Genomic DNA, 12,133 nt, shown 5'->3' on the forward strand with positions numbered 1-12,133 from the left:
AGGACGGTTCGGGCGACCTCGATAATCTGCACGGGAACTGGCCGCTCGCGAATCAGGAAATGGCGGCGGCGCTCAAGTTCATGGGGTACGACTACAAATTCGAGTTCGGGACCGAAGGGCACAACGCCAAGCACGGTGGCGCGATTTTGCCCGACTCCTTGCGCTGGCTCTGGAGGGACCATTCACCGTAACAAACTCGGGTTGCAGGCATAGGCCGTTTGACAAGTTTCGTCTCGAATTCTGCGATTAAATTAGGCTTTGATTTCGGCTTCTCGCGGAGCTATGAAGGGGCCGCCGGGAAAGCCCAAACGTTTTGACACGGTCGCAATTAACAGACGCCAAATCGCAGGTGTTGTGTCCCCCCGCTGCGTAACCGGAGAACGATGAAAATGAACTCGAAAGCAATTGGAGCAACGATCGGTCTCGCACTGATGCTTACATGCAGTTGCGGGAAGAAGGAGGCAGAAGCGCCATCGTCGTCTGAGCAGACCAAGCCCGCCAATGGTCTCGGCTCGCAGGCCAGGGACGCCGCCAACGCCGCCGCGACCGAGGTCAAAGAAACGGCCCAAAAAGTTGCTGCGGAGACCAAACAGGCGGCGCAAGACGCCGCCGCTCAGGTGAAGGACAAAATTGCCGCGCCGGTCGCCGACGCCAAGGACCTGACACAGGGGTTGATCGACAAGGCCAGGGGCTACGTTGCCGAAAAGAAGTACGAGGACGCGCTGGGTTCCCTTAAACAGCTCGCCAATGTCAAGCTCACTCCGGAGCAGCAGAAGGTCGTGGATGACCTCAAGGCCCAGCTTCAAAAACTGATGGGTAACCAGGCTGCTTCCGACGCCACGAAGGCTGCGGGCAATCTACTGAACAAGTAACCATCAAACAGAATAGAAAAGGACAAGCGTGACAGCGATCACGACTGAAGGGTTGATGAAGGCCCGCTTGTTTTCGTTCGTGCGGGTCGAAGTGCTCGTTCTGATTGGGACATCCTGTGGACTGCTGCGGGCTCAGCCGGCGCCGTCGGAGGACAAAAGGCCGAAGTGGGAAAGCAGCGCCTTCGCCGGATTGACCCTGACCCGCGGGAACAGCGACACCCTGCTCGGCACCGCGAACGTCCTCACCGGTAAAAAGTGGGGCCACAATGAATTGAGTCTCGGCGCCGATGGCACGTACGGTGAAACGAAACTGCCGGGTGGGACGAACACAACGAAAAACGCCGAGTCCATCCACGGTTTCGGCCAGTACAACTGGCTGTTCGGTGAGCGGGCTTATGGCCTCGGCAGGGTGGACGCGCTGCACGACGCCATCGCGGACGTTGAATACCGCGTCACGCTCAGTCTCGGCGCCGGTTACTACTTCGTCAAAACGACGAATACGGTCCTGAGCGGGGAAGTCGGACCCGGCTATGTGTTCGAGAAACTTGGCAGCGATGACAACAGCTATGCCACGCTGCGCGTCGGAGAGAAGTTCACCCAGAAACTCAGCAGTCATTCCCGGTTGTGGCAGTCTGCGGAACTCCTGCCGCAGGTCACCGATTTCGGCAATTACATCGTCAACGCCGAGCTGGGCGTGGAGGCGGACATCAACACGCACCTGGGCTTGAACACGGTTTTGCAGGACACCTACAAGAATCATCCGGCGGCGGGACGAAAGCAAAACGACCTCAAGCTGATTGCCGGCTTAAAGTATAAATTTTAATCCGCTGGACTACAGCGATTCAATTCATGGCTCTGTCAATTCCTTTCCTGAGCGCGGGCAGTTCCTATAAATGGCGGTTCTTTCGCGCCGGCGGTTTCGATCAGGTGCGTTTGGAATCCGGCGCCGACCTGCTCGCGTTGGAGCAGCTCGACCTCAAGCTTTGGGCGGCGTTGAGTTGCCCCACACGCGGCCTCGAATTCGACGGCAGGACGCTCGATCTGCTCGATACCGACAAAGACGGCCGGGTCCGCGCGCCGGAAATTATCTCGGCAGTCAAATGGACGGCTTCGCTGCTGCGCGATCCGGGCGAGATTCTGAAAGGCGCGGACGCGTTGCCGCTCTCCTCCATCAATGACGCCACGCCGGAAGGCAAGCAGGTGCTCGCGTCGGCGAAACAGATTCTGGCCAATCTCGGCAACAAGGACGCAACGGCCGTCTCGGCTGCGGATACCGCCGACACCGTGAAAATCTTCGCGGCCACAAATTTCAATGGCGATGGCATTATCCCGGTGGATTCCGCGGAAGACGACAGCACGAAGGCCGTCATCAACGACATCGCCGCCTGCCTTGGCACCGTGACGGACCGGAGCGGCAAACCCGGAGTCAATCAGGAGAAGGCGGACAGGTTTTTCGCCGAGTGCCAGGCCTACTCCGATTGGTGGAAGAAGGCGGAGGGCGATTCCACCGCGCTGCCGATGGGTGAAAGCACGCCTTCCGCGGCGATCACGTTTCAGGCGGTGAAGGGCAAGGTGGATGATTACTTTGCGCGCTGCCGCCTCGCCGCGTTCGACGCGCGCGCGCTGGCCGCGTTGAACCGGCAGGAATCCGAATATCTCGCAGTGGCGGCGGGGGACCTGACCATCACCGCCCAGGAAGTCGCGGGTTTTCCTCTCTCGCGCATCGAGGCAAGCAGACCGCTTCCGCTCAAGGAAGGTCTGAACCCGGCGTGGGCTGGCGCGATCGCCAAATTCGCCGCCGAGGTCGTCAAGCCGTTGCTGGGTGACAGGGCTTCGCTAAGCGAAAGCGATTGGACCGGCGTCTCCGCCAAATTCGCTCCCTACGAATCGTGGTATGCGGGAAAGGTCGGTGCAACGGTCGAAAAGCTCGGCCTCGGACGAATCCGCGAAATTCTCGGCAGCAAAGCCAGGGATGCCGTGGCTGCGCTCATCGCGAAGGACAAGGCGCTCGAACCGGAGGCCAACGGGATTGCCGCCGTGGACAAACTCGTCCGCTGCTATCGCGACCTCCAGCAACTGCTCGTAAATTTTGTTTCGTTCGAGGATTTCTATTCGCGCAAGCGCAAGGCCGTGTTTCAGGTCGGAACCCTTTATCTCGATGGGCGCAGCTGCGACCTCTGCGTGCGCGTGGATGACGCCGGCAAGCACGCCGCGCTTGCCGGTCTGGCGAAGACTTATCTCGCTTATTGCGACTGTACGCGTCCGAGTGGTGAGAAGATGACCGTCGCGGCGGCGTTCACCGGCGGCGACTCCGACTACTTGATGGTTGGGCGCAACGGTCTTTTCTTCGACCGCAAGGGGCGCGATTGGGACGCCACCATCACAAAGATCATCGAAAATCCGATCAGTATCCGGCAGGCGTTCTGGTCGCCTTACAAAAAGCTGGTTCGCCTCGTTGAAGAACAGGTGGCCAAACGCGCCGCGGCGGCGGATGCCGCCACTGGCACGCAGTTGTCCGCCGCCGCGACGGACGCCGCGCACGTTGATAAAGTCAGGGCGGAACAGAAGAAGGTCGATGTGGGAACGGTCGCGGCAATGGGGGTGGCTTTTGGCGCCATCGGCAGCGCTTTCGCGACGCTCGCCGGTTATTTGACCGGCGTTTTGAAGCTGCCATTCTGGCAGGTCTGCCTCGCGTTTGCAGGCTTGTTGCTCATCATTTCCGGGCCAGCCATGCTCATCGCGTGGCTGAAACTCCGCCAGCGCAACCTGGGTCCGATCCTCGACGCCAACGGCTGGGCAGTGAACGGCCGCGTGAAAATGAACGTGCCGTTCGGCGGTGCGCTTACCTCCGTTGCGCAACTCCCCCCTGGCGCGCAGGCGGTCATTGACGATCCGTTCAGCGAGCCGCCGCGCACCTGGCCCAAACTCGTTCTGTTTGTCGTGATCGTGTGTTTCATTTTCAGTCTGTTGAATTCGTTCGGACTGATTCACACTCTGACCGGGGGGAAACTGGGCGATCCATCGTCGAAACGCGAACCCGCGAAGAAGGAAGAGACGTCCGAAAAAGCGGCTGCGATCGGCAACGGGGTTGGCTCAACGAACGTCCTGGCGGGCACCAACGCGCCCGCGAAATAGGCTGGAATCGAATGCGGCCACTCAGAGGTGCACGGCTGTGACGCTACTGCCCGGGCTGTGCGGCCGAAATCATGTGCTGTTTTTCCCAGGGTTCGAAGTTTCCATCATCCGTCTTGTGAACTTCGGAGTGGCCGTCGGCGAATCCATAGGTCCTGACCTGGCCTCCGGTTGGGACCGGCTGAGCTTCGCTTTCCCGAAGCACAATGACCGTTGCCGGATTGGTGATCACGTTCAACGAACCCTGGTACATAATTTCAAACTGATTGGTCGCCAGCAAGGTTTCGTCCCTGGCTTGATCCGGCAGAAAAGTCGCGGCCTGATCGAAACTCGCGGGGGACTGTCCCTGATGGGCGCCGGCATACTCATGAAACGCGAGCACCCAGTTTCTGGCATAACCCATTTTGGCGATGAACTGTTGCTTCGCGAGGGCTTCCTGCTTTTCCTGCTCGGTCGCCGAATCAATTTGCGATTGCCGGGCGTTCTGGGCTGCCCGTGCCAGTGACGCCTGCAACCGGCGGTTTTCCTCCTCCAACCTTCCCAACTCGTTCGTTTGCCTCCGAAGCAGCCCCACTTCGCCACGCAGTTTCATCAGTTCGCTCAGTTGATCCTTCGAGAGCTGGGAAATGTTTGTCGGGGTGCCAAGATTTGAAAGACGCGTGTTTTCACTTGCCAGGTTATCGGCCCGTTCGCGCAAAGACTGGTTCTCCGCGCGCAGTCTGGTTTGGGTTTGATGTTGAATCGCCAAAGGCGTCGCCACGCCGGCGACGGCAACCGCCGCCACAATGCCCGCTTTCAGTTTCGTCATGGTCATAAGTTTGAGAAGTGTGAGGCCGGTTCCGCCGGCCGTTGCTGCGCCTGTCAGGGCTGCGCTCGCAATACTGACGGCCAATCCGGAGGGCGCCGCGGTCACCGCTTCACCCGCGAGCGCCGTGGCCAGAACGGCGGCGGAGAGGGCGATGCCCCGGCGCTTCAACATGGATCGCAGTTCCTCCAACGCATGGGTCACACGCTTTTGCGCCGCGTTCTCGCTGCTTCCCAACGCTTCGCCCACGGAACGCAGATCGCGTTGTTCGAAGAAACGGAGGAGAATCGCCGCGCGGTCCTTGGCTCCGAGCCGGTTGATTGCTTCGTCGAGGATGGGTCCAACCTCTGACAGGCTGGCCACAGAGTGGTCTTGCTGAACATTCATTTCGACAGCTTGCCTTTCACGGAATTGACGCCGGCGATTGCTTCGCATTGTTTTGGCAGCGACAAAGCAGGTGTGGCGATGCAGCCATCCGCCCGGCATGACATCTTTGGAAAGGGTGCGGGCAAAACGGGCGAGGTCTGCGAAAACGATTTGAGCTACGTCCTCGGCCAGATGTGTGTCGCCATCCACCAACCGCACCGCCACCGAATAGACCAGGTTGACGTAGCGTGAGACCAGTTCTCGGAAGGCGGCTTCCGAGCCGGTTTTCGCATAATCGGCGAGCAATCTTTGGCTGTCCGTCATCTTCAATTCATCATTAAAGACCCGCCGATAGCCAAAAACCGCCAAAAACTTTCACAGATTCGGCAAACCCCTTAAGAACCCCTTTCTCTCCGCGGAACGAATGGCGCAGAAGAAAGCCAAAGTAGAAAGTTTCATTCGCCCGTCGCCGGTCGCACAATTTCCGTTACCGATTGGTTTGGCTCGTTGAGCTTCCACGAGCCTCCAATGTTTGTGAACGTCACCATTGCCTCATCCTTCGTCCGCGCAGTTCCGTCGTCCCGTTCTTCGGAATAAAGAACGAACCCGGCAGTGCCATCAGGAGAGATTTTTTTGCGGTCCAACCGTAACGCCTGCAATGGGCTGATCTCGACGCTCAACAGCGCAGCAATCTGGTCGTCCGATTTTCCCTCAAACCGGCGCGCGTACTCTCTCTGCGTTTCAGGACTGAGGCTGGTGAAGAACGTTTTCACATTGCCCGTGCTCATGGCCCACGCTACTGACTGTAACGCGGCTTCTGGAGTGGCGTATCCTGCGAACGCCCAAGACTCTTTTGGAATTGTCTGCGAAGTGAGTGCCTCAGACGTCACGGCCGTGGGCGAAATCTCGCCATGCACGACAGGATCCTGTTTTTCGACTTCCTTTAGTTGTTTGCGAAGCATGTTCACCTCGCCTCGAAGCCTCATGAGTTCCCCGAATTGATCCTTGGAGAGATGGGAACTGTTTGTCGGGGCGGCAAGGTTTGAAAGACGCGTGTTTTCACTTGCCAGGTTATCGGCCCGTTCGCGCAAAGATTGGTTCTCCGCGCGCAGTCTGGTTTGGGTTTGATGTTGAATCGCCAAAGTCGTCGCCACGCCGGCGACGGCTACTGCCGCCACGATGCCCGCTTTCAGTTTGCTCATGGTCATAAGTTTGAGTGTGGCGAAAGTTGCTGTTGCGGTCGAAGCGCCTGCCGCGATCGCGCAGGTGGCTACACTGGCGGCCAGGCCGCTCGGGGCGGACAGAACCGCACTGGCCGTGATCGCGGCGGTCAACCCCGCTGCCGTGCTCGTGACGCCGCGCTTCGCGAGCAGCTTTTGCAGTTTCTCGAGTGCCCGGTCCACGCGCATTCGCGCCGCGTTTTCGTTGAGTCCAAGGGCAAGCCCAATTTCTTTGAGGCTTCGCTCTTCAAAGAAACGGAGCACGACGGCGGTGCGGTCGCTGTCGCTCAATTCGTGCATGGCATCGTCGAGAACGGGCTGGATCTGACGCCAGGCCGAATCCGATGCATCGGACGAAAGCAGTTGTTTCATCGTGTGGGCCTCCTGTTCACGCCGCAGCCGCCGATCTTCCGCGCGCCGCATATTCGCGGTCATTTGGCGAACGCACGTGTAGAGCCAGCCCGCCAACGCCGGATGCCGGACGAGGTTCGATGCTTTTCTGGCCAGCTCAACAAAGACCGCCTGTGTGATGTCCTCGGCTGTCGCAGCGTCACCGTGCGCCTCACGTAACGCCGCCGAATACACGAGGTCAATGTGCTGCTGCACCAGTTCGGTAAACGCGGTTTCTGAGCGATCTCGTGCGTAACTTCGCAGCAATTCAGCGTCGGTGGCCATTTGTCTTCATCAGTATAGTGTGCGCCGACAAGAAAAACCGCACAAAGTATGTGTAGGCCGCATCCCCGACCTGGCGAGTGTTTGAATTGTGTTTGTCTGACACCCAATTTTCGCCCGGTGAGGGCATCGGGCCTGCATCGGCGGATGTGTGGCGGTTGCAGGCCGTGTGACCCCACGCGGCGTTTGGGTTTTACCAGATTGAAAACAGCGCTAGTTTATCGCTGTGCTGAAGAAGAACAGCATCCGCTACGAATTTCGAAAAACCGAAGGCAACCCTGACTGGTCGGTGCGACAGTAATATCTGACGGAATTCTCGATCTTGGCTCAGGCATGTTGCAGGCCGCGCGGGATCACAAGGCCGGCACACCAAACAGACAGATCGTTCTCAGCAGTTACACGCCCAAGAGCGACCCGATGACCGACGATCCCGGCGTCAGCGCGACTACTTCACGCGAGCGTCTTTATTGACGATCAGCTCCCATCCGCGTCATCCAGGCACGGTGCCGTTGACGCTCGGTTCTCAGCATGGTGTACACTCTTTCCGCCTCGGCCGGATTCAAAAGATAGTTTGAAGGAAGAAGCTGCTCGCAGACGCCGCAACGGCCGTGGCGGCGGTTGTAAACTATCGAACCGCACGAAGGGCAGAGACATTCACGCGGCTCGATTCCGAACCGACAAAACGAGTTCCGGGTGCCGGTGACAATTTGCAGGGCCGCGCTTCTTGCGCAGTCATTCCGTCGCGTGTTCAAATTTGCAGTGCTCATAATTCGCTCTGTCTGTAACGACACGGTGATTGGCGAATTGTTGCATTAAACTTTTGTAATACTCGTGTTAGAGGTGACAGGCACGGTGACCATCGTCGTTCACTTGCGGATCTCGTCCCGGGCCGGATGGTGGCGGACATTCGAGATTGCCAGCCGAATCGGCCAGCACCGTATTGACTGATTTTGAAACTCACCGGCACTTGTTGCGGAGCACGGTTTAATTGCTGCGTTGTCCTGTGGGCAAATTGCTTAGCACAGGAGAGCGCTTCGTTATCAGTTCCCACCGTGTTTTCTTTCACATTCTGTTCGACGGGAGTGGTTCGCAGTCCGGCACTCGTCCTGCTCGACGGTGTGTCTGGTATTTTGGTTGGGTCAGGTCGAATGCAGACCGCGCGGTGCGGCAGGCGCCCCCTTCCTTGACGCACCGCGCTTTCTTTACTCAGACACCAAGGCAACGTGCTTTCGGCGTTCAAGTGCCCGGCCGTGACTTATCAGCAATGGATCGCATTTCGTTATGGGTGCGTTCTTATCGCGGAGGGGCGGCACCAAATATGCGTTGTTTCTTAGGGTCAGTGATTCGCTGCGCTGGCGAGAAGCGGCCCGCGCGGTTGCAACAGCCAGCGGGGACCGAAATACCCGCCAAGCGTGTTACGGAGCCGCGGGGTGGGAGCCGATTCGTTCAATGGTTGAACATCGCGAGCGGCGGTTGCCAGATGCCGCGTCATCTCCCAGTCGATGGAATTCGCCCGTGAAAACGATTCGGAAAATACTCCTGTTTGTGCTGTTGGTAACGCTACCCACAGGTTTATGCATCGCGCAGCGCCGGCGTCATCGAGTTTCAAGCGGAGGGATCATTTACACCGAGGGCGGCGTTCCGGTGGACGAAGCAGCCGTGAAGACCGCGCGCGAAATCGCCTCGCACAGCACGGGCACCCCTAACTGGACAAATGAAACGGGATTCGAGAAGGACGTGTTTACTTTCGTCCGCATCATCCGCGACGGGTCACCCTACGATTCACCCAGCGCGGGCAGTTGGATCACCGACTTTCCCGACAGTGACCTCAACCTTTCGTTCCGACTTCAACAAATGACCTCCTTGAAGGTCGATCCTGACGGCCGCGTGATTCGGCTGACTGACCCCGACTTGTTCAATTACCCATGGATTTACATGGTGGAGCCGGGCAGCCTGCTGCTGAGGGATGAGGAAGTGTCCATTTTGAGAAAATACCTGCTCAACGGAGGAGTGCTCATGGCGGACGATTTTTGGGGAGAGTGGCAATGGGCAAGTTTTCAGCGGGAGATCAAGCGGGTGCTACCCGGACGCGAGTTTGTTGAATTGCCGATGGACCATCCCATTTTTCATTGCGTTTTTGACCTAAAGGTCTCCAAGAACCAGTTGCAAACGCCAAATATCCGGCAAGGGAGCGCCAGCCAATACGATGGCGTGACCTGGGAACGTCACCCGCGCGAAGACGGAGGTTGGGAAGATTGCAAGGAGATGCACGTTCGCTCGATCTTCGATGAAAAGGGGCGTATCGTGGTGATCGCGACGCACAACTGCGATAACGGGGACGGGTGGGAGCGCGAAGGTGAAGAAGATTACTTCTTTCACGAGTTTTCAGAGAAGCGGGCCTATCCGCTTGCAATCAACATTGTGTTTTACCTGATGACGCACTGAGGTTGATCGAGCGCCTCACCTGTCCGTGGTATAATTCCCAAGCAGTCACGAATTCCCCTCACATCCGACTGTGGGAAAACAAACCGGGCGCGTCCGATGCGTTGAATCTTTTTCTGTGAGGCGCGTCGAAGCCGAGGTGCGGGTAGGGTCAACCATCCTGCCATCAAACGTGAAAGTGCCGCCTTCATCGGGCGGCGGTTCCTTACCTGCGCCCTCAGACCGACATGGACCTTTTGCTTTATGCGCCGGAAGGCGAGGGCCGAATGAACTGATACGGCCGAATGTTGAAACCATGATAAGTCCCGGTGCGTCTAAGAGGCTGGCTTGAGGTTCTGATTTATGAAGACCAACAAATTTTGTTTGCTGATATTGTTCGCCACTGTCATCGCGGCCGAAACAGGCTGCGTCGAGCGCCGGGTGGTGTACGTGCCGAGTTACCAATATCCGGCCGGATACGCTGCGCAACCCGCTGCCACCAGCGGACAGGCGCCGGTCGTTTCCCCGTCAGACACCAATGCGCCGCCCGCGAGTGCCGTGGCCTCGCAAGCTCCACCACCCCCGCAGGTCGAGGTTGTGCCTGTTGCCCCCGGCGCTGATTACTATTGGGTGCCAGGGTACTGGTATTGGCGAGCAAACGGATGGGTATGGTGGGGCGGCAGGTGGACGATCCGACCTTGGCACGGCGCGATCTGGGTGCATGGAGGATGGGCCAGAGGCCGCGGCGCGTGGCGCTGGCACGGCGGACACTGGCGGTAATTTTTCCTTTATTTTTACCCGTCACGTTGCGTTCGGGCGGGAAGGACTTCCTTGGAGCACCCTTAACTGGCGGGGATTGGGTGGCGGGCCTCCCCGCAAAGCGTTTCCCACAGCCCGGCAATCACCGGGCTGGCGGCGCACCATTCGATTTTGTCATCACGTGTTCAAACAAAGGACGCAAGCTTCAGCTATCCCGCGCTTTTTTTCGTCGTGAGATCTTTTTTTGACTGGACGCTGATGACACCATTGTTTTCCAAAATGGCGAAATGCACTTCCTCGATACACGCGCAGCCCGCCGTGCGCAGGGCCGCGTTGAGTTCGTGTTGCGTCAATTTCTCGCGCTCCATCACATCGGTAAACAGTTTGCCGTTGTGAATCAATACATCCGGCCGGCCTTCAATCAGCGCTTCCAGTTTCTTGCTCTTGTAAGTGGCCAGTCCGACGAGATAGTTCATCACGACGAGCGCGGCGGCGGAAATCAAACCAGCGAGCACGGAGTTGTCCCCACCGTTCATGGCGTTTTGGACCGAGTTGCTCAACACCAACAACAGGACGAGATCGAACGGCGCGAGTTGCCCGACCTGGCGTTTTCCGCTGAGTCGAAGCAGAAACAGGAGAAAGGCGTAGATGATGACGACCCGCAGGATGAGCTCCCACCATGAAATGGAGAGTTGCCACATGCGGCAACCGTAAGCATTCCGGTGAACTTAACGAGTCGAAAGTTGCCTTTCTTTCAGGCACGGATTCCACTCCATCTCCGGTATTCGCCCGGCAACCCTGCGGTTGGTGAACTGTCCGGCCGCACCGCCGTTCCTTTGGCCCTCCGGTCCGGACCGGACTGACGGAGTGCGGGAAGAACAATTTTTCCGTCCCGGTGTCGCAACGGTGGTGGGCCAACCGCGATCACGAAAACGCATGGCATCATCCACCGGACGGCGTCTCCTCGTCGGACGCAAGCGCACAACTGCTGGCTGATGGTCCTGTTGGGGGAATCCAGCTTCAACGGCGTGCCGCGCGGCCCGGTTGCCCGCCTGAACGCGGACGGCAATGTGGACACGAGTTTCTCCGCCGCCGTGACGGCGGGGGAACGACGATCCACAGCGTGGCGGCACAGCCCGGTGGCAGGGTGGTGGTCGGCGGCATGTTTCCCGGCATCAACGGCGCGGCGCAATTCCCTCGTCCGTTTTTCAAAGCATTCAGGTCGCCTTGACTTGAATCGATGGGGGATCCGGCATTGCAGACCATTGCCACTGTGTGGCGAAGGTGCGGGGAGGATCAGGTTCAACATCCCGACTCCATCCGCCGGGACCGGACATGAATTTCAAACCGAAAGGTTCTTCCATTTCAACCACGCAACTGCTCTACTGCCACATCAATAATGACAGGCATGAGTGCCTCCGATTAACCCGAACGAAATTATGATTTCCATTCTGGCGGGATTCCTGGCCGGGTTGATTCATGTTTTTTCCGGTCCGGACCATCTTACGGCAATCGCTCCCCTGGTTGTGAGGAGCCATCGGCGCGCTTGGATCGCGGGTTTTCGCTGGGGACTGGGCCACGCCGCCGGTGTACTCTTTGTGGGAATACTTTCGCTGCTGCTGCGGGAATTGATGCCCATTGACCTGATTTCGTCGTGGAGCGATCGGCTGGTGGGGGTGCTGCTGATCGGCATCGGCATTTGGTCCTGGCGCAAGGCGTTGCGCACCCGCATCCATGCCCATGAGCATTCGCACGGCGGCGAATCGCATCTGCATTTCCACGTCCACGCGGCTGGCAACGTGCGGGACAACAACCACGAGCAAAAACCGCACGTTCACAGACACGCGGCGTTCGGTATTGGCACACTCCACGGGCTGGCGGGCAGT

The 12,133-nt window shown here is 58.5% G+C and carries 11 protein-coding genes; 8 read left to right on the plus strand and 3 right to left on the minus strand.

The genetic code is table 11. The features are described 5' to 3' along the window. From VN887_00070 to VN887_00085, 4 genes are all read left to right on the plus strand, one after another. Nucleotides 1–191, plus strand: a 191-nt coding sequence (locus VN887_00070; protein ID HXT38393.1) for an esterase family protein, incomplete at its 5' end; no start/stop codon positions are given. 198 nt (nucleotides 192–389) lie between these two features. Continuing rightward, nucleotides 390–872 carry a hypothetical protein gene (locus VN887_00075; GenBank protein HXT38394.1) on the plus strand — a complete coding sequence of 161 codons (483 nt, stop codon included), beginning with the start codon at nucleotides 390–392 and terminating at the stop codon, nucleotides 870–872. Between the two features lie 28 nt (nucleotides 873–900). Next, nucleotides 901–1,695 carry a DUF481 domain-containing protein gene (locus VN887_00080; GenBank protein HXT38395.1) on the plus strand — a complete coding sequence of 265 codons (795 nt, stop codon included), beginning with the start codon at nucleotides 901–903 and terminating at the stop codon, nucleotides 1,693–1,695. Nucleotides 1,696–1,721: 26 nt separating this feature from the next. Then, on the plus strand, nucleotides 1,722–4,007 hold the full coding sequence (locus VN887_00085; GenBank protein ID HXT38396.1) for a hypothetical protein: 2,286 nt from the start codon (nucleotides 1,722–1,724) through the stop codon (nucleotides 4,005–4,007). Nucleotides 4,008–4,050: 43 nt separating this feature from the next. Here VN887_00085 and VN887_00090 read toward each other — a convergent pair whose 3' ends face one another. Further along, entirely contained in the window at nucleotides 4,051–5,499 is a 1,449-nt protein-coding gene (locus VN887_00090) for a sigma-70 family RNA polymerase sigma factor (GenBank protein HXT38397.1), read from the minus strand. 131 nt (nucleotides 5,500–5,630) lie between these two features. Next, on the minus strand, nucleotides 5,631–7,070 hold the full coding sequence (locus VN887_00095; protein HXT38398.1) for a sigma-70 family RNA polymerase sigma factor: 1,440 nt from the start codon (nucleotides 7,068–7,070) through the stop codon (nucleotides 5,631–5,633). Between the two features lie 330 nt (nucleotides 7,071–7,400). On the opposite strand from VN887_00095, the gene VN887_00100 reads away from it, so the two are divergent. From VN887_00100 to VN887_00110, 3 genes are all read left to right on the plus strand, one after another. Continuing rightward, nucleotides 7,401–7,538: a hypothetical protein gene (locus VN887_00100; protein HXT38399.1), complete on the plus strand. Its 138-nt coding sequence runs from the start codon at nucleotides 7,401–7,403 to the stop codon at nucleotides 7,536–7,538. 1,044 nt (nucleotides 7,539–8,582) lie between these two features. Further along, nucleotides 8,583–9,512, plus strand: a complete 930-nt coding sequence (locus VN887_00105; protein ID HXT38400.1) for a DUF4159 domain-containing protein — start codon at nucleotides 8,583–8,585, stop codon at nucleotides 9,510–9,512. 339 nt (nucleotides 9,513–9,851) lie between these two features. Then, entirely contained in the window at nucleotides 9,852–10,268 is a 417-nt protein-coding gene (locus tag VN887_00110; GenBank protein ID HXT38401.1) for a hypothetical protein, read from the plus strand. 188 nt (nucleotides 10,269–10,456) lie between these two features. Here VN887_00110 and VN887_00115 read toward each other — a convergent pair whose 3' ends face one another. Beyond that, nucleotides 10,457–10,948 (minus strand): YetF domain-containing protein, encoded by a 492-nt coding sequence (locus VN887_00115; protein HXT38402.1) that lies wholly within the window; start codon nucleotides 10,946–10,948, stop codon nucleotides 10,457–10,459. A 738-nt stretch (nucleotides 10,949–11,686) separates the two neighbouring features. Between VN887_00115 and VN887_00120 the strand changes: the two genes are divergently transcribed. Beyond that, nucleotides 11,687–12,133, plus strand: a 447-nt coding sequence (locus VN887_00120; GenBank protein HXT38403.1) for a nickel transporter, incomplete at its 3' end; no start/stop codon positions are given.

The sequence above is a fragment of the Candidatus Angelobacter sp. genome (assembly GCA_035607015.1).
Classification (GTDB): Bacteria; Verrucomicrobiota; Verrucomicrobiia; order Limisphaerales; family AV2; genus AV2.

Excerpts from the sequence above, each read along its gene's own strand:
- VN887_00075 (HXT38394.1), top strand. The coding sequence starts at position 390 with ATGAACTCGAAAGCAATTGGAGCAACGATCGGTCTCGCACTGATGCTT.
- VN887_00085 (HXT38396.1), top strand. The coding sequence starts at position 1,722 with ATGGCTCTGTCAATTCCTTTCCTGAGCGCGGGCAGTTCCTATAAATGG.
- VN887_00090 (HXT38397.1), bottom strand. The coding sequence starts at position 5,499 with ATGACGGACAGCCAAAGATTGCTCGCCGATTATGCGAAAACCGGCTCG.
- VN887_00095 (HXT38398.1), bottom strand. The coding sequence starts at position 7,070 with ATGGCCACCGACGCTGAATTGCTGCGAAGTTACGCACGAGATCGCTCA.
- VN887_00100 (HXT38399.1), top strand. The coding sequence starts at position 7,401 with ATGTTGCAGGCCGCGCGGGATCACAAGGCCGGCACACCAAACAGACAG.
- VN887_00110 (HXT38401.1), top strand. The coding sequence starts at position 9,852 with ATGAAGACCAACAAATTTTGTTTGCTGATATTGTTCGCCACTGTCATC.
- VN887_00115 (HXT38402.1), bottom strand. The coding sequence starts at position 10,948 with ATGTGGCAACTCTCCATTTCATGGTGGGAGCTCATCCTGCGGGTCGTC.